Origin of the sequence: Aquibacillus saliphilus (assembly GCF_020404745.1) — a bacterium.
Taxonomy (GTDB): Bacteria; Bacillota; Bacilli; order Bacillales; family Amphibacillaceae; genus Aquibacillus; species Aquibacillus saliphilus.
Map to the genome: position 1 here is coordinate 39115 of NZ_JAIZAP010000002.1, position 17782 is coordinate 56896.

Annotated in this window: 15 protein-coding genes; 11 read left to right on the forward strand and 4 right to left on the reverse strand. The window is 35.1% G+C overall.

The window, feature by feature from the left end:
- The first annotated feature begins 7 nt into the window (after positions 1–7).
- The 6 genes from dxs to spo0A all read left to right on the forward strand — a co-directional run bounded on the left by dxs (position 8) and on the right by spo0A (position 7690).
- The gene (dxs, locus tag LD272_RS02750; protein WP_226035064.1) at positions 8–1900 is read left to right on the forward strand and encodes a 1-deoxy-D-xylulose-5-phosphate synthase; all 1893 of its coding nucleotides are present in this window, start codon (positions 8–10) and stop codon (positions 1898–1900) included.
- A 4-nt stretch (positions 1901–1904) separates the two neighbouring features.
- Entirely contained in the window at positions 1905–2732 is an 828-nt protein-coding gene (locus tag LD272_RS02755; RefSeq protein WP_226035306.1) for a TlyA family RNA methyltransferase, read from the forward strand.
- A gap of 176 nt (positions 2733–2908) precedes the next feature.
- A complete protein-coding gene (ahrC, locus tag LD272_RS02760; protein ID WP_226035065.1) occupies positions 2909–3358 on the forward strand; it encodes a transcriptional regulator AhrC/ArgR in 450 nt (149 codons plus the stop codon).
- Between the two features lie 49 nt (positions 3359–3407).
- Positions 3408–5144 (forward strand): DNA repair protein RecN, encoded by a 1737-nt coding sequence (gene recN / locus LD272_RS02765; RefSeq protein ID WP_226035066.1) that lies wholly within the window; start codon positions 3408–3410, stop codon positions 5142–5144.
- Between the two features lie 221 nt (positions 5145–5365).
- Complete coding sequence (gene spoIVB / locus LD272_RS02770; protein ID WP_226035067.1) at positions 5366–6652, forward strand: SpoIVB peptidase; 1287 nt, start codon at positions 5366–5368, stop codon at positions 6650–6652.
- A 255-nt stretch (positions 6653–6907) separates the two neighbouring features.
- On the forward strand, positions 6908–7690 hold the full coding sequence (gene spo0A, locus LD272_RS02775; RefSeq protein WP_226035068.1) for a sporulation transcription factor Spo0A: 783 nt from the start codon (positions 6908–6910) through the stop codon (positions 7688–7690).
- A 50-nt stretch (positions 7691–7740) separates the two neighbouring features.
- Here the strand turns inward: spo0A and LD272_RS02780 are convergent, their stop codons facing one another.
- Positions 7741–7899, reverse strand: a complete 159-nt coding sequence (locus tag LD272_RS02780) for an aspartyl-phosphate phosphatase Spo0E family protein (RefSeq protein ID WP_226035069.1) — start codon at positions 7897–7899, stop codon at positions 7741–7743.
- A gap of 168 nt (positions 7900–8067) precedes the next feature.
- Between LD272_RS02780 and safA the strand changes: the two genes are divergently transcribed.
- Together safA and LD272_RS02790 are read left to right on the forward strand one after the other, a co-directional pair.
- Entirely contained in the window at positions 8068–8667 is a 600-nt protein-coding gene (gene safA, locus LD272_RS02785) for a SafA/ExsA family spore coat assembly protein (protein ID WP_226035070.1), read from the forward strand.
- A gap of 284 nt (positions 8668–8951) precedes the next feature.
- Positions 8952–10298 (forward strand): aspartate kinase, encoded by a 1347-nt coding sequence (locus tag LD272_RS02790; protein ID WP_226035071.1) that lies wholly within the window; start codon positions 8952–8954, stop codon positions 10296–10298.
- A gap of 56 nt (positions 10299–10354) precedes the next feature.
- Here the strand turns inward: LD272_RS02790 and LD272_RS02795 are convergent, their stop codons facing one another.
- From LD272_RS02795 to LD272_RS02805, 3 genes are read right to left on the reverse strand one after another with little or no spacing between them, the layout of a single operon-like run.
- Positions 10355–11122, reverse strand: coding sequence for a 3'-5' exonuclease (locus tag LD272_RS02795; RefSeq protein WP_226035072.1), 768 nt, complete (start codon positions 11120–11122; stop codon positions 10355–10357).
- Positions 11122–13032: a DUF294 nucleotidyltransferase-like domain-containing protein gene (locus tag LD272_RS02800; protein WP_226035073.1), complete on the reverse strand. Its 1911-nt coding sequence runs from the start codon at positions 13030–13032 to the stop codon at positions 11122–11124. The genes LD272_RS02795 and LD272_RS02800 overlap by 1 nt, the downstream gene beginning before the upstream one ends.
- An 18-nt stretch (positions 13033–13050) precedes the next feature.
- Entirely contained in the window at positions 13051–13299 is a 249-nt protein-coding gene (locus LD272_RS02805) for a DUF2627 domain-containing protein (protein ID WP_226035074.1), read from the reverse strand.
- Positions 13300–13433: 134 nt separating this feature from the next.
- On the opposite strand from LD272_RS02805, the gene LD272_RS02810 reads away from it, so the two are divergent.
- The 3 genes from LD272_RS02810 (at position 13434) to bcd (ending at position 17778) form a co-directional block, all read left to right on the forward strand.
- Entirely contained in the window at positions 13434–15512 is a 2079-nt protein-coding gene (locus LD272_RS02810) for a sigma-54 interaction domain-containing protein (RefSeq protein WP_226035075.1), read from the forward strand.
- Between the two features lie 198 nt (positions 15513–15710).
- Positions 15711–16610: a bifunctional enoyl-CoA hydratase/phosphate acetyltransferase gene (locus tag LD272_RS02815; protein WP_226035076.1), complete on the forward strand. Its 900-nt coding sequence runs from the start codon at positions 15711–15713 to the stop codon at positions 16608–16610.
- Between the two features lie 73 nt (positions 16611–16683).
- Complete coding sequence (gene bcd, locus LD272_RS02820) at positions 16684–17778, forward strand: Leu/Phe/Val dehydrogenase (protein WP_226035077.1); 1095 nt, start codon at positions 16684–16686, stop codon at positions 17776–17778.
- The last annotated feature ends 4 nt before the right edge of the window (positions 17779–17782 follow it).

Below are 17782 nucleotides of genomic sequence, written 5' to 3' on the forward strand. Positions count from 1 at the left end.
ATCCCATATGGATCTTACAAAAATTAAAGATCCTTCGTTTCTAAAAAAATTATCAAACGAAGAATTAGACAGTTTAGCACTTGAGGTTCGGAAATTTTTAATCGAAAAGTTGTCAGTAACAGGAGGACACTTAGGTGCTAATCTTGGTGTGGTAGAATTAACTTTAGCTTTGCATAAACACTTTAACAGTCCAGAGGACAAACTGATTTTTGATGTAGGGCACCAGTCGTATATTCATAAGATGTTAACTGGACGCACTTCGCAATTTGATACTTTACGTAAGTATAAGGGGTTATGTGGTTTTCCAAAAAGAAGTGAAAGCGAACATGATGTGTGGGAAGCAGGTCATAGTTCTACATCACTGTCTGCGGCAATGGGTATGACAATTGCTCGTGATATTAAGGGAGATAATAATTATGTTCTTCCAATAATAGGTGATGGAGCGTTGACCGGAGGAATGGCTCTTGAAGCCTTAAATCATATCGGTCATGAGAAAAAGAACATGATAGTCATTTTAAATGATAATGAAATGTCTATTGCTAATAATGTCGGAGCTCTTCATAATGCACTTGGTCGTATGCGAAGTGCAGGGAAGTATAATAGGGTAAAAGACGAATTAGAATGGTTAATGAAGAAGATTCCAGCAGTGGGTGGTCGAATTGCTCAAACAGCAGAACGTGTGAAAGACAGCATGAAATACTTTATGGTTCCAGGCATGCTATTTGAAGAGTTTGGGTTTACTTATTATGGCCCTGTAGATGGACATGATTTTAATAATCTTCAAGAGAATATACAATACGCAAAAAAAACTGATGGTCCAGTACTAATTCATGTTATTACTCAAAAGGGAAAGGGATATAACCCAGCTGAGTCGGACACGAAAGACAAATGGCACGGGGTTGGACCTTATAAGATTGATTCTGGTGAAAAAATAACACCTGTTAATGCTCCACCTGCATGGAGTGGGGTTGTAAGTGGTGCGCTACAAAAAATAGCTAGAACAAACAGCCGTCTGACAGTGATTACACCGGCAATGATTCTTGGTTCAAAACTGGACAAATTTCAGGCGGAGTTCCCAGACCGGCTTTTTGATGTTGGTATTGCTGAACAGCATGCGACTACAATGGCAGCTGGAATGGCAACACAGGGGATGAAACCTTTCTTGGCTATTTATTCCACGTTTCTGCAGAGAGCTTATGACCAATTACTTCACGATGTGTGTAGGCAAAATTTAAATGTTGCCTTTGGAATTGATCGATCAGGACTAGTTGGTGCAGATGGAGAGACTCACCAAGGCGTATTTGATATAGCCTTTTTAAGACATTTACCGAACATGGTACTAATGATGCCAAAAGATGAAAATGAATGTCAAGATATGGTGCATACTGCAATCGAGTATCAAGATGGTCCTATTGCGATGCGTTTTCCAAGAGGTAATGCATCCGGGGTTCCAAACGATGAACCCTTTAAAGAGATTCCAATCGGTAGCTGGGAAGTATTAGAAGAAGGTAATGATGCGACAATTCTAACATTCGGTACTACGATTGAAATGGCACTTGAAGCTAGAGCTGAATTATACAAACAAGGTTACTCTGTTAAAGTGGTCAATGCACGTTTTATTAAACCACTCGACGAAGTGATGCTTCATGAATTAATGGTTGAAAATAAACCTATCCTAACGATAGAGGAAGCAATTCTTCAGGGTGGTTTTGGCAGCGCAGTTTTAGAGTTTAATGAAGTAAATAATTATAAAAATATAGATATTCAACGAATGGGAATTCCGGATAAGTTTATTGAGCATGGAGATGTTAAGAAGCTGTTAAACGAAATTGGTCTAACCAAAGATGAAGTTGTCAAGAATTTGAGGCAAATGTTGCCTAGTAAAAGGCAGAGGGCTTGATTACATTATGAGTAAGAAAACAAGACTAGATATCTTATTAGTTGAACGTGGCTTAATTGAAACAAGAGAAAAGGCAAAGCGGACCATCATGGCGGGTTTAGTATTTTCGGAGCATGTTCGTTTAGATAAACCCGGTGTGAAGGTTGATATAGAATTGCCTCTTACTGTCAAAGGAAAGTTGATTCCATATGTAGGAAGAGGTGGTTTGAAGTTAGAAAAAGCTTTAGATGCTTTTAATCTTGATGTCACAGGAAGAAAAATGATTGATGTTGGATCATCTACTGGAGGATTTACGGACTGCGCTCTACAAAATGGAGTGGAGTTGAGCTACGCGGTCGATGTTGGCTATAATCAATTGGACTGGAAGCTACGTAATGACGAACGTGTAGTCGTTATGGAACGAACAAACTTCAGGTATGTAACACCTGATCAGCTCACTCATGGTATTCCGGATTTCGCAACAATCGATGTTTCATTTATTTCATTAAAATTAATTCTGCCTGTACTATCTAAGTTACTTGCTAGTGGTAGTGATGTAGTTGCTCTTGTTAAACCACAATTTGAAGCTGGTAGAAGTCAGGTAGGCAAAAAAGGAATTGTACGCGACCCTCTAATTCACAAACAAGTTTTAACCAATATAATAACGTTTGCTGAACAAGAGGGATATCAAGTTAAATCGTTGACCTTCTCTCCAATCACTGGCGGCGATGGAAATATAGAGTTTTTAGTGAATTTATTTTGGGATAAACAACAAAAAGAAGGAAATGGAATGAATAATGTCGAAATTGACAGAGTAGTCGATAAAGCACATCAAACACACAGTCATACATGATACTGTTGGGCTACATATGTTTATGTAGTCCAGTTTATGTTGGTTGTATTAGTTTATTTAAGTTGTACAACAGTAGATAGTTTAACTTAAGAGTCTGACTAGATTTCGTTTAGACAGTTAAAATTTTTCTTCTTTAACAACAATAAATAATAGGTGCACTTGAATGGAGGGTGACTATGAATAAGGGACAACGGCATATCAGAATTAGAGAACTTATCACAGATAACGATATTGAAACACAGGATGATTTAGTCAATCGCCTACGAAACCTAGAATACAACGTAACTCAAGCTACTGTATCAAGAGATATAAAGGAGCTTCACCTAGTAAAAGTTCCCATGATAGATGGTAGGTATAAGTATAGCCTTCCAGCTGATCAGCGTTTTAATCCACTGGAAAAATTAAGAAGATTAATTATGGACGCTTTTGTCCGGATTGATGAGGCAGGTTACTTCATTGTTATGAAGACATTGCCTGGTAATGCGAACGCGGTTGGTGCGTTAATAGATCATTTAGATTGGCATGAAATTCTAGGTACAATCTGTGGCGATGATACAATATTAATCATATGTAGAACTGAAGAAGATACCAAAGATATTAAAAATCGATTATTAGAAATGCTCTAAATTCAATATTTGTTAATTATTTTAAACACCATAAATTGAGGTGAGAAATGTGTTAACTGAACTCTCGATAAAAGATTTCGCAATTATTGATGAAATAACCGTTACTTTTAAAGAAGGATTAACGGTTCTAACTGGAGAAACGGGCGCAGGTAAGTCAATCATAATTGATGCTGTCGAATTACTAGCTGGTGGTAGAGGTTCTGTAGAATTTGTTCGTTATGGTACTTCAAAGGCTAACCTAGAAGGTCTTTTTATTATTGAAGATTCTAAACACCTTGTTTATGCGAAGGGTAAGGAGTATGGTATTACTATTGAGGGCGATGGGATGGTTGTGCTTAATCGTACAATCACTTCTAGTGGTAAGAGCATTTGCCGAGTTAACGGAAAACTTGTAACACTTGGTATATTGAAGGAATTCGGAAAAACTTTAATCGACATTCATAGTCAACATGAAACACAATCATTAATGGATGTAGATCGACATATTGAGCTACTTGATTTGTATAAAAGGGACAAAATAGACCCTATTAAACAAGAGTACACTCATTTATATAAAAAACTTTCCGCGTTAAGAAAAAGGTATAAAACCCTTAATGAAAATGAACAGGAAATGGCACAACGGTTAGATTTATTAGAATTTCAATTTAATGAATTACAAGAAGCGGAATTAATGCCTGATGAAGATGAACAAATGTCTACCGAGCGTGAAAAATTAGTTAATTATGAGAAAATTTACAATGGAGTGAATGACGCATATCAAGCCCTTTATGGCGACCAAAAGGGACTTGACTGGTTATCCTTAGCCTTAAATGGCCTCGAAGCAGCAGGTGAGTATGAAAAGGAACTAGAAATAAAAAAAGAAGAGTTTTCTAATCACTATTTCTTAATCGAAGAGATGTCCTATGATCTTCGGAATTTTCTTGATCAACTAGAGTTTAATCCAGAAAGATTGAACGAAATAGAAAGCAGATTCAGTGAATTAAATCGTTTAAAAAAGAAATACGGACCTACGGTCAATGACATGTTAGAATATTTAGCGAAAATTGAAGAGGAAATTGATGAAATAAAAAATAGAGATTCACACCTACTTAAGCTTTCAGATGAACTGTCAAGTCTAACCGAAGATACTTTTTTGGAAGCAAAACACTTGCATGACATAAGAAAAAAAGCAGCAAAATCCTTAATTTTAGATATCCATAAGGAATTAAAAGATTTATATTTAGAAAAGGCTTCTTTTGACGTTAGTATCACTGCTAAAAAAGGTCAAAATAAAGATTTTCTGTACGAAGAAAAACCAACTCAACTTTCTACAAATGGTTTTGATTTAGTTAAATTTTTAATCACTACAAACCCAGGGGAACCGTTAAAAGAAATTAATAAAGTTGCGTCTGGTGGTGAACTATCAAGGATTATGTTGGCACTAAAACGAACATTTTCGAAGCATCAGGGAGTAACTAGTGTAATCTTTGATGAGGTAGATACTGGAGTAAGTGGAAGAGTTGCCCAATCGATAGCAGAGAAGATCCATGGTATCTCTAGTGGATCACAGGTGTTATGCATCTCTCATTTACCTCAAGTTGCATCAATGGCCGATACACACCTATTAATTGAAAAGAACGTAACAAACAAAAGAACAAGCACCACTGTAAATGAGTTAACTGAGGAGAAAAGTGTTGAAGAGGTTAGCCGGATGATAACAGGTTCAGAGTTAACAGAAACATCTATAAAACATGCTAGAGAATTGATTGAGCTTGCTAATAAATTTAAAAACGATACGAATAAATAAAAATCCTTGCCGTCTGTTGATGATGGTGAGGTTTTTTTATTTTTTTCTTTTTCATGTTTTTATCTATTCTATGCATGATTTTAATAAAAATTCAAAGACAATAGAGGAAAAGATAACCCTTTTTTCTCATCTTTTCAGGGTTTAAAAAATCAATTCTAAGGTCAAATTAGAAGTACACAGAAATTAAAAATGTGGGTTAGGAACGAGGAGAGTGAATTTACTTGAGATTCAACAACTTTAGAAATGGGATAGGCATCTTGCTCCTTGTTGCTTTCCTGTGTATTCCATTTGTTACGCCGATACAGACTTATCTTTCAATACCAGACAAAATAACTACTTTTCATAAACAAGACTCAATAAGTGTCCCAGCCATGGGACAAGGTGTCAATGTGAAGAACTCAGAATCAGACCGAGTGATCGAGGCTTTAAATTCAACAGAGTTTAAGACGCTGGCAACAGGTGAAAGCAGTATCGTATATGAATTGGCTGGACTCCCGATCAAGAAAGTAAATGTAGACGTTCTGGACGACCTCAAAATTATCCCTGGTGGGCAATCAATTGGAGTGAACCTTCAGACATTAGGAGTGTTAGTTGTAGGACATCACTTAATTAAGACAGATGAAAGTGAAGTTTCTCCAGGTGAGGAAGCTGACATCCAAATTGGTGATACACTTCTTGAAATAAATGGGACAGAAATTAATAATATGCAAGAAGTTGCTCCATTTGTAGAAGAAGCAGGGAAAAGTGATAAATCATTAGATGTAAAAATAAAGAGAGGAAAAGAAACTTTCAACACTGAATTAAAACCATATCTTGATTCAAAGGAGGACGAGTACCGAATTGGTTTATATATTAGAGATTCCGCAGCAGGCATTGGTACGATGACCTTCTATGAACCCAAGTCGAAGAAATATGGTGCTTTGGGTCATGTTATTTCTGATATGGATACGAGAAAACCGATAGAAATCCATAACGGTACAATCGTAAAATCAAATATAAAATCAATTGAAAAAGGCAGCAACGGGACACCTGGTGAAAAGCAAGCAGAATTTTTAGGTGGTAATGATGCAATCGGTGATATTACGAAAAACAGTCCATTTGGGGTATTTGGAAAACTAAATCAGAGTATTTCCAATGGAAAAATGGATGAGCCAATGCCAATTGCGTTATCTAATCAAGTGGAACAAGGACCTGCCAAAATTTTGACAGTAGTGAATGGTGAAGAAGTTCAAGAATTTGATGTCGAAATTGTAAATAGTGTTCCACAAAAATTCCCTGCAACAAAAGGGATGATTGTTAAAATAACCGATCAAGATTTATTAGATAAAACTGGTGGAATTGTACAAGGAATGAGTGGGAGCCCGATTATTCAGAATGGCAAAATAATCGGCGCTGTAACACATGTGTTTGTTAATGATCCAACGTCTGGTTATGGTGTGCATATTGAATGGATGTTAGATGAAGCAGGAATAGACATTTATAAAAAACAAAAACAAGAAGCAAGTTAATATAAGTGGATTAAAGAGAGTTCTTATCAACATTGGTAAGAACTCTCTCCTTTTGAAGATTATATGTTAAAATAAAGATTATTCGACAGGCCGTGGTCGTGATTTGTCATAATGAATCGAAAAACTAAGAAAACTAAAGAAAACTAAAGTAAATGGAAAAAAACATAATGTTTTTTGATTAAAAGAAGGATTTTTCGAACTTGTGTCGAAACTGTTACTTGAAGATTAGCGCAATACGTTAAGGAGGAACTGAATGTGGAGAAAATTAAAGTATGTTTAGTCGATGACAACCGTGAGTTAATTCAATTAATGGAGGATTATTTTGAGGGTCAAGCAGATATTGATGTTATCGGCACTGCCTATAATGGAAAGGATTGCTTAGAACTATTAGAAGAGATTGAACCAGATGTTTTGGTTCTTGACATTATTATGCCTCATGTAGATGGTCTGGCAGTTCTTGGTAAGATTAGAGGTCTTGAAAGGAAAAAATATCCAAACGTAATTATGTTAACTGCTTTTGGGCAAGAAGAAGTGACAAAAAAGGCAGTTGATTTAGGAGCTTCTTATTTTATTTTAAAGCCATTTGATTTGGAAAGTTTAGGTGACCAGATTAGACAAGTGTATGGTATTACTCCAGCGTTAGAAAAAAAGGGGGTAAAACAAAGAGGGAATAGAGATAAAAAAATAGACCTTGAGGCTAACATCACACATATTATTCATGAAATTGGTGTGCCTGCTCACATTAAAGGGTACATGTACTTAAGAGAAGCAATTACAATGGTTTATAATGATATTGAATTATTAGGATCGATTACTAAAGTTCTTTATCCGGATATCGGGAAGAAGTATAATACAACGGCTTCAAGAGTAGAAAGGGCAATACGGCATGCAATTGAGGTAGCTTGGAGTCGAGGTAACATGGATTCCATTTCGTCATTATTTGGTTATACTGTTAGTCTTACTAAAGCAAAACCAACCAATTCCGAATTTATTGCAATGGTAGCGGACAGGTTGCGTTTAGATCACCGTGCTAGCTAATTTTCAGGTTGAAATAACGAATGAATACTTACTTTGATGTATAGCCTCACCTAACTACTGGTGGGGTTACTTTTCTTTTTTATATATTCATTAATTAGTTTATCTAATTCCTGTGATATCTTTAATACTTCACCACTGTGGGGGTTCAAATTGTAAGCCTCGTACATTTCCAATCTTAGATTAACGATCTTTGCTTCTAGTTTTGACATATTTGATTTCTCCATATTCGTATTTATACTTTTTATACCCATAAATCCATAAATATAATCCTGTTATTTTTAAAAAATAACAATTATGTAAATAGCTTCGTTTTCTCGACTTTTAATGAATAAAATTAACCAATTTGAGGGAATTTATCATTAAAAGGAGGCTCACATATGAAGAACATAGTAGTATTTCTAGCATTATTTTTATTCATATTAACACCACTTTCTGCTTTGGCAGCAGAAACTTATACAGTTCAACCTGGTGATAGTATGTGGAAAATTGCAGTTAAGTACAAAAGAGGAGTAACAGAGATCATTGAAGCTAATCCACAGGTAGACAATCCTGATCTAATTTACCCTAACCAAAAATTGAATATACCCACCATTGATACTATTAAGCACACTGAGCATCAAGTTATTCAATTAACGAATCAAGAACGTGCCAAGCAGGGTTTATCTGCATTGAAGCCTGCTTGGCAAATGTCAAGAGTTGCTAGATATAAGTCAGAAGATATGCGTGATAATAATTATTTTTCACATACGAGTCCGACCTATGGATCTCCGTTCACAATGATGAAAGACTTTGGGATAAGTTATCGGAGTGCTGCAGAGAATATTGCTAAAGGGCAACGGACACCACAAGAGGTAGTTAGAGCTTGGATGAATAGTCCTGGCCATCGAAAAAATATCCTGAATGGTAATTTTACACATATAGGAGTTGGCTATACTAAAGATGGTTATTATTGGACACAAATGTTTATAAAAAAATAGTTTATAAATGAGGACGATTTGCAACCTAAATGACCAAAAGGTGTTTTAGTGTAAATTATTTTTAGATAAAGGCCTTGATATTATTTCAAGGTCTTTTAGTTAGTAAATAGTGTCAAATATCAGTAAAATCTAACAAATTAACCATGTTAAAGGTTAAAAACGGAGCAATTCTCCATCATAGACTGCTTTATACTACTGTTTTTGGATAACAATTATTCCTGAAGTATGTTAATATTTTGAATTGTACACAAAAACAATAAACGGTATAAATGGAGAGGTTAATTATGAAGGTAGCAAAATTTGGAGGAAGTTCTGTAGCTAGTGCAGAACAATTAAAAAAAGTTGCTAATATAATTATGGATGATTCAGATCGTAGAGCAATTGTTGTATCAGCGCCTGGTAAAAGGTTCAAAGAAGATACAAAAGTTACTGACTTGCTAATTGACCTCGGTCAAGCGTATTTCAATGAGGATTCTTATGATTACCAACTAGAACAAGTTATGGTTCGTTTTAAAGAGATAACGGAGCAATTACAATTGCCAGAAAATGTTTTGAAGGAAATTAAGCAGGATTTAGAGAAAGTGCTAGCATCTGAATATAGTGATGAATTAAAAGTTGACGCAATAAAAGCAATCGGGGAGGATTCATCGGCTAAAGTACTTAGTGCATACTTACAATCGTTAGGGTTAGAGGCAACTTATTTAAGTCCTCAAGAAGCTGGTATCATTGTAAGTGATGAACCAGGAAGTGCACAAATATTAGACGAAAGTTTCGATGAAATTTATAAATTAAGAGAGCGCAAAGAAATTGTTGTTATTCCTGGTTTTTTTGGTTATACAAAGGAAGGTAAATTAGTCACTTTTTCACGAGGTGGTTCGGACATAACGGGATCTATCGTTGCTGCTGGAATTAAGGCGGATCTATATGAGAACTTTACGGACGTTGATTCTGTTTATTGTGTAAACCCAACTATTGTTGATAATCCAAAAGAAATTACTGCTTTAACATATAAAGAGATGAGAGAATTATCTTATGCAGGATTTTCAGTGTTCCATGATGAAGCATTAATTCCTGCATTTAAAGCAAGTATTCCAGTATGTATTAAAAATACAAACAATCCAAATGGCCTAGGGACGATTATTGTATCTCAAAAAGAAACAGGTGATAATCCAGTAGTAGGCATAGCTAGTGATACAGGGTTTCTTAGTTTGTATGTGAGTAAATACTTAATGAATAGAGAATTAGGTTTTGGTCGTCGTCTTTTACACATTTTAGAAGATGAATGTATTTCATTTGAACATACGCCATCAGGGATTGATGATTTGTCTGTGATTATAAGAGAAAGTCAACTGTCGGTCGAGAAGGAACAGAAGGTAATCGAGAGAATTAAGGCAGAGCTTGACCCTGATATGGTTCATGTCGAACGCAATCTTGCTCTAATAATGATTGTCGGAGAAGGTATGAATAGCACAATTGGAATAGCTGGTAAAGCAACAGCAGCGTTTACAGAGGCAAATGTTAACTTGGAAATGATTAATCAAGGTTCTTCAGAGGTATCATTAATGTTTGGAATTAAAGCTTCTGGAGTTAATAATGCAGTTAAAGCCTTATATAAATCATTTTTTGAATGATACCTTTTAAGTCTGTCTGGAGTTATAAGTTCAAATAAAACATCGTGGCTGGTCAATTATGACCAGTCACGATGTTTTATTACTGGACTGCGATTAAACTTGAAAGGCTGTAAGGCGTCGTTTAAATCCTGATAGGTTCGAATATTTCGGTTAATTGCTTGTTCTAAAAGAATTTCGAATAATTCTGCAGTCATGATGGCATCGTTTAAGGCATGGTGTCTTTCTAATTGCTCAATATTATAATGGCGAATTAGCGAATCTAACTGATAATTTTCTTCAGGTAATACCCATCTAGCAATTAGCTGAGAATCGATTACATACGGCTGATAAACGGGCAGTTTCCATCTCTTTAGCATCGTTTGCAAGAATCTCATATCAAATTTAGCTGGGTGTGCAACTAGAATTGAGTCTTTACTGAATGCTAAAAAATCCTTGAAAACCTCAATAAATGGCCTAGCGTTCTTAATATCTTTATAATCAATCCCAGTTAATTCGGAAGATTTTTTCGATATTGGTCGAATGGGTTTTACTATTTCATGAAATCTTTCAATTCTACAATGTTTTAATCCGTTTATTTGAACTGCGCCAATCGAAATAACTTCGTGACCAACCTCCGGGATCAAACCTGTAGTTTCTAAATCGAAAATTGTAAAAGGTGTTTCATCAAGGTTACTGAATTCTAAAGCTTCTTTTCGTTGAAACTGATTGAGTGCATTCGTTAATTCTTCGTATGTTTCTAGTTTAAAATAGGGTTTAATTTTATAATGATAAATCGGCTTCTCAAAAAAGAAATATTTTAATATTTGTAAATCGATTGGTAACATTATACCACCCGATTCCGGTTGAAACTTAATTCAATCACTTGTTGTAGTCGTTTAGCTATTGATAGTGCTTCTCTTAATTTTCTTTTTTCATCTTTAGATAGTTTTTGAACATCAATCTCATTTGTTAATGATTCTTCCTTATCTAATTGAATTAAATTTTGAGTTAATCTAAACGTCAGTAATCTGTGCAAAGCAAGCTTTGCATTTTCTGCATCTCTTGGGTGAAATCTCTCTTCTTTAGCTAATTGATCAAGCCGATTAATTGTATTGGGATCATCAATGCCATTTTTTGCCGAATAAATTCGGATGACATTTACAATTTGCATGGTGGCCGATTTTTTTAAATTTAAATTTCTGTTCTTTCCTATTCGAATCATCCTGCCAAATGGTTGGATGGGAACCTTAAATCTTAAAGTGTCTTTCATAAGTAATTGGTGAAGGTTCAATGATTTTTTAATTTTTATTGTAAGCTCATCTCTCAATTTATATGCTAAAGAATAATCACCATAGATGGGGCGGAAGTCGGTGAAAATCGTAAAATCTCTGATTTCAGCCGCATCTATTTTCACTACCCAATCAGTTAAATCATTGGACCACTGCGAGTACGTTTTTCTCCATTTATCTTCTTTAGCCATTATCCCACCTGTACATAAGGGGAATCCACATTTTTCTAACATGAAATTAATTTTTTCACTTATCTTCTTAAAGTATAAATCAATCCTTTCAGAATCTTGAAAGTGTTTATAGTCGGACAAGATTAATCCGTTATCTTGATCGGTACTAAATCCTTGTTCCTTACGACCTTCACTTCCCATTACAATGAAGCAATAGTTAATTTGAGGGGGGCCATAACCTTCCTTAATCATTTCATCCTCAGCTATGTGAATCACCTGTTTATGGATACGATCATTTAAACTTGAAATTAATTCGCAAATGTCATATCCCAGTGTGCCTTCATCAATCAATTGTTTAACAAATAGTTGAAACTGTTTGTTATTTAAAGGAGAAAGATTTTTCAACTCTTCAATTGAATTGGCATTTGATATTCGATAGCTAGTGTCGAAGTAAACAGAATCTTTAATATCAAAAAAAGATGATTGCCTTAAGAACCCTACAACTTTTGTCTTGTGAAAGACAGGAATTATTACTGTTGGATGATGCTTCAAATAGGTTAGAGCCTCGTAGATAAAATCTTGATCAGTTACCGAATACATATCCTCTTTCATATAGTTTCTTACCGAGCTTTTATGATTATTTTGAAGATAAGCTTTTAAAATTTCCGTGTAGCCTATCATTCCGCTCATTTCAGCATTACCGTTACTTACAATCAAACCTTCCAATTCCTTTTGTTGGAGGTACCTTGCAGCTTCTTCAATTGATTGGTTTGGATCAATGAAGACGGGTAATTCCATAAAAGTATCAACGCGTTTTTTATATAACTCTTTTTCATTCTGATTATCGGTATCAGAACTTTTGTATTTTACTTCTTGATATAAGCTTTTCATTAAATTACTAATACCGTCTAGCACTACTTTCGAAAAGTTTGTATTGTTTGTCATTACTTCCATAAAGTTAGCTTTGTTTAAGCGGACTGTTTTAGAGTTTTCTAGTGCTTGAACAGAAAATCTCATTTCTCCACTAGAAAGCATAATCATCATTCCAATTAGGTCACCAGGATAGTAAAAGCGAATGGACACTTGTTTCCCATTTGAACGATGCATGATATTTTTTGCTAGCCCTGATATAAAAAAATGTATCTCAACTGATTCTTCATTATCTTCTTCGTGTATAATAAATTCGTTCTCTCTAAATTCTCTTACCTGTGCGCCGTCGGTTATTTGAATGAATTCTTGGTCGGTTAATAAATTAAAGGGATACTGGTTTTTAAACATATCAAAGTATTTGTCCATTACATACACCACCTACCTTTATTTTTTATTATTCTCATTATTCTTAAATCGACCTTTGGTAAGATTTCTTTTTCTATCCCTATGTAAAATAAAACCTCCAATAAAAGCAATACCGCCTAAAAAAAACAGAAGTCCCACTACAAATTGAATGGCTGAGTGAAATAATATCGGATAGAAAAGACCAAAAACTGCGTCACGCATCAGCTTTATTCCAAGCGTAGCAACAAGCCCTGGGATTACTAATATTACTAAAGCAACAAGTCTCACATTGCATCACCTTTCCTCTCATCCTTTTTAGTATAGCAAAGCCTTGGAAGTATGAAAACTGATGACTTCTTGCCAAATTATGCAGTTCGGTATAAGATGAATACATGCAAAAAAATGCAGGATGTGATAAATGAATGAAGCAAGTATTAATTATTGGTGCTGGTAAGGGCGGAACGGCTCTACTTAAGCTGCTCAAAGATGTAGAACGAATGAAAATTATGGCAATTGTTGATATTGATGCAAATGCACCTGGTTTACGACTAGCAAAAAGAAATGATATTAAAACTAGTGATGACTGGCGTCAATGGATTAATGAAGATATCGATATAATCATTGAAACAACAGGATCGCAAGAAATTTTGAATGAAATTGTTAAAAAAAGAAATCACAATACAGTTGTTATACCCGGATCGGTAGCTTACATAACAGCTGAATTAATGGAAGATAAAGAAACACTTTTACAACAATTGAAATTACAAACAGATAATCAGGAATTGATTCTTAATAACATTAATGAAGGTATGATTGTCATTGATCTTAATGAGAGAGTTACGTTTGTAAATCAAAGAGCTGAAGAAATTGTAGGTATTAATAGAGCGGATTTTATTTCTAATCCAATCCGACAATTGATAGAAAAATCAAGACTTCCACAAATTTTAAAAACAAGAAAACAAGAAGTCAATCAAAAGCTTGTATTAGAAAATGGCAAAAAAATAATCACAACAAGAATTCCGATTATTGATTCTAGACAAAATTTAAAGGGAGCTTTTGCTGTATTCAGAGATATAACAGAGATTGTTGAGTTAGCAGAAGAAGTAACGGGTTTAAAAGAAGTCAAGAAAATGTTGGAAGCAATATTTCATTCATCAGACGAAGCGATTAGCGTGGTAGATGAAGATGGAAATGGTATTATGGTAAATCCGGCTTACACGAAGATAACTGGTTTAACAGAAGAGGATATTGTTGGACAACCTGCTTCAGTGGATATTTCTGAAGGCGAAAGCATGCATATGAAGGTATTGAAGACAAGGAGACCGGTAAGAGGTGTTCGGTTAAAAGTAGGTCCTTCTAATAGGGATGTCTTAGTAAATGTAGCGCCAATTATCGTAGATGGAAAACTTAAAGGTAGTGTAGGGGTTTTGCATGATGTATCTGAGATTCAATCACTTACAAGTGAATTGAAAAGAGCTAGACAAATCATTCGAAACTTAGAAGCTAAATATACGTTTGATGATATCATCGGTACTTCTAATGAAATGAAGTTGGCTGTTGAACAAGCTAAAGTCGGGGCAAAAACCCCTGCGATCGTGCTTTTAAGAGGAGATTCTGGAACAGGTAAGGAATTGTTTGCTCATGCTATTCATAATGAAAGCGATCGTAGGCATAATAAATTCATTCGTGTAAACTGCGCTGCAATTGCTGAGTCTATATTGGAAAGTGAGCTATTCGGTTATGAAGAGGGTGCTTTTTCGGGAGCTAAACGAGGTGGTAAAAAAGGCTACTTTGAAGAAGCGAATAATGGAAGTATCTTCTTGGATGAGATTGGTGAACTTTCCCTTCAAATGCAGGCGAAATTATTACGTGTTCTGCAGGAAAATGAAATTGTTAGAGTCGGTGGTACAAACCCGGTCGTTATTGATGTAAGAATTATTACCGCAACGAACGTTAATTTAGAAAAAGCAATTATGACAGGGGAGTTCAGGGAAGACTTATACTATCGCTTGAATAGGTTACCAATTTATATACCTTCTCTGAGAGAAAGAATCTCTGACCTAGAAGATTTGGTGTATAATTCCATTTATAAAATTAATGAAGATTACGGCAGAAATGTCAATTCGATAGAGGGTAAAGCGATTGATTATTTAAAACAATACCATTGGCCAGGTAATATAAGAGAACTTGAGAATGTCGTAAGTCGAGCAATGATCTATATGGAGGTTAATGAAGAAGTGATTCAACTAGAGCATATTCCGGAATTAATTCCTGCAAAAAAAATAAAACAACCAGAGGAGAGCGGAATTAAGTGGAACCTGGAAACATTACAGCATTCCGTTGAGGCCCACGAACATCGAATTATTAAGCAAGCTTTTATCGCGAATAATTTCAATAAGACGAAAACTGCAATTGCTCTAGGTATCTCGATTAGAAATCTTTATTACAAAATGGAAAAATATAAAATTGAAAAAGATGACATGCAAAATATTTCAAAATGAATGATTTTGCATAGTCTAATAAATGATAACTAGTTTATTATACATCTAAATTAAAAGTTTAAAAAAATACAAAACAGTGCAAAAAAGGGTTTTATTTGATTCAAAATAGAAAAATTATAAAATGAATGGCTAAAAAAACAAGTGTTGGCATGTTAATTGCATGATATATTACTATATCATGTTTCCTGGAGGTAAATGATGAAGAACTTGGAAGAACTTTTGGGACGAATTGCTATCAAGAATAAGAAAACGGTTGCTGTTGCACAAGCAACAGATCTTGAAGTATTACATACCGTTAAATCAGCAATTAAACAAGAATTATGTAATTTCTTATTGTTCGGTGATAAGCAGAATATTGAACGCTTAGCAGCAGAAATAGACTTACACTTGATAACTGAATTTGTTTCTGTAGTCCATGTGGATTCAAATGAAGATGCTGCAGTACAGGCTGTCAAAGCTGTTGACAATAAGGTTGCACAAGTTTTAATGAAAGGCAATTTACCTACTAAGCTGTTGTTAAAAGCAGTGCTAAATAGGGAATTTGGTTTAAGGACAAGTAATATACTTTCACATGTGTCCTTGTTTGAAATACCTAATCACGAAAAATTGATCTTTTTGTCAGATGCAGCAATGAATATCGCTCCTACTCTTAACGAAAAAGTGCAAATCTTAAATAACGTTGTTGAGGTAGCCAGGAGCTTAGATATAGATCATCCTAAAGTTGCTGTTTTAGCAGCTGTGGAAACTGTCAATCCTGCTATGATAGCAACAACTGATGGAGCAAAGTTAAAACAAATGCAACAGCTTGGAGAAATTAAAGATTGTTTAGTTGATGGGCCATTAGCCTTTGATGTAGCAGTCTCAGCTAAAGCGGCTAAGCAAAAAAAAGTTGATTCTGAAGTGGCAGGTCAAGCGGATGTAGTATTAGTTCCAACAATTGAAGTCGGGAATGCCTTATATAAGTCTTTTATTTATTTTTCCAAAGCAAAAGTGGCTGGAGTGATATGCGGTGCTAAAGCTCCAATTGTATTAACTTCTAGGTCAGATACATCTGATAGTAAGTTATATTCTTTATCACTTGCCCTCTTGTCGCCTTAACTAGCAGTAGTAAATAGAAATAAGAGTTTTCGCTTTTTTAAAACAACGTAGAGAAGATTTAGGAGGAATAATTATGGAAATTTTTAAATATATGGAAAGCTACGATTATGAGGAATTGGTTTTTTGTCAAGATAAACATTCTGGTTTGAAAGCTATTATTGCTATTCATGATACAACACTCGGACCGGCATTAGGTGGAACTAGAATGTGGACTTACGCATCTGAAGAAGAAGCTATTGTTGATGCGTTAAGGTTATCAAAAGGAATGACTTATAAAAACGCAGCCGCAGGGTTAAACCTAGGTGGCGGTAAAACAGTTATTATTGGTGATCCGAAAGTAGATAAAAATGAAGCGATGTTTAGAGCTTTTGGTCGATTTATTCAAGGGTTAAATGGACGCTATATAACAGCCGAAGATGTTGGAACAACTGTATATGATATGGATCTTATTCACGAAGAAACAGACTTTGTTACAGGGATTTCTCCAGCATTTGGATCGTCCGGTAATCCGTCACCAGTAACCGCATATGGTGTATATAAAGGAATAAAAGCAGCTGCTAAGGAAGCTTTTGGGTCTGACATGTTAGAAGGTAAAACAGTTGCGGTCCAAGGTGTTGGTAATGTCGCTTATACATTGTGTGAATATCTCCATGGTGAAGGAGCAAATCTAATTGTCACCGACATTAACAAACAAGCTGTAAATAAAGCAGTTGAAGCCTTTGGTGCTAAAGCAGTAGATCCAAGTGATATCTACGCAGTTGACTGTGACATCTATGCACCTTGTGCGCTTGGTGCCACAATTAATGATGATACCATCTCAAAGCTTAAAGCTAAGGTAGTCGCAGGAGCAGCTAATAATCAGCTTCAAGAAACAAAACATGGTGATATCCTGCATGAAAAAGGAATTGTCTACGCCCCAGATTTTGTTATTAACGCCGGTGGTGTAATAAATATTGCCGACGAACTAAGTGGTTACAACAAAGAAAGAGCATTTAAAAGTGTTGAAAAGATTTATGATAACTTATCAAGAGTATTTGAGATTTCTAGAAGAGACGGTATCCCTACCTATGTTGCAGCTGACCGATTGGCAGAAGAGCGGATTTTAACCATGAAACAATCTAGAAGTCAATTCTTAATGAACGAGCACCATATTTTGAGTAGAAGATAGTAGG

What these genes read in the sequence shown, in the direction of transcription:
- dxs (WP_226035064.1), top strand. Translation starts at nt 8, where the DNA reads ATGGATCTTACAAAAATTAAAGATCCTTCGTTTCTAAAAAAATTATCA.
- ahrC (WP_226035065.1), top strand. Translation starts at nt 2,909, where the DNA reads ATGAATAAGGGACAACGGCATATCAGAATTAGAGAACTTATCACAGAT.
- LD272_RS02780 (WP_226035069.1), bottom strand. Translation starts at nt 7,899, where the DNA reads ATGTCAAAACTAGAAGCAAAGATCGTTAATCTAAGATTGGAAATGTAC.
- safA (WP_226035070.1), top strand. Translation starts at nt 8,068, where the DNA reads ATGAAGAACATAGTAGTATTTCTAGCATTATTTTTATTCATATTAACA.
- LD272_RS02790 (WP_226035071.1), top strand. Translation starts at nt 8,952, where the DNA reads ATGAAGGTAGCAAAATTTGGAGGAAGTTCTGTAGCTAGTGCAGAACAA.
- LD272_RS02795 (WP_226035072.1), bottom strand. Translation starts at nt 11,122, where the DNA reads ATGTTACCAATCGATTTACAAATATTAAAATATTTCTTTTTTGAGAAG.
- LD272_RS02800 (WP_226035073.1), bottom strand. Translation starts at nt 13,032, where the DNA reads ATGGACAAATACTTTGATATGTTTAAAAACCAGTATCCCTTTAATTTA.
- LD272_RS02810 (WP_226035075.1), top strand. Translation starts at nt 13,434, where the DNA reads ATGAAGCAAGTATTAATTATTGGTGCTGGTAAGGGCGGAACGGCTCTA.
- LD272_RS02815 (WP_226035076.1), top strand. Translation starts at nt 15,711, where the DNA reads ATGAAGAACTTGGAAGAACTTTTGGGACGAATTGCTATCAAGAATAAG.
- bcd (WP_226035077.1), top strand. Translation starts at nt 16,684, where the DNA reads ATGGAAATTTTTAAATATATGGAAAGCTACGATTATGAGGAATTGGTT.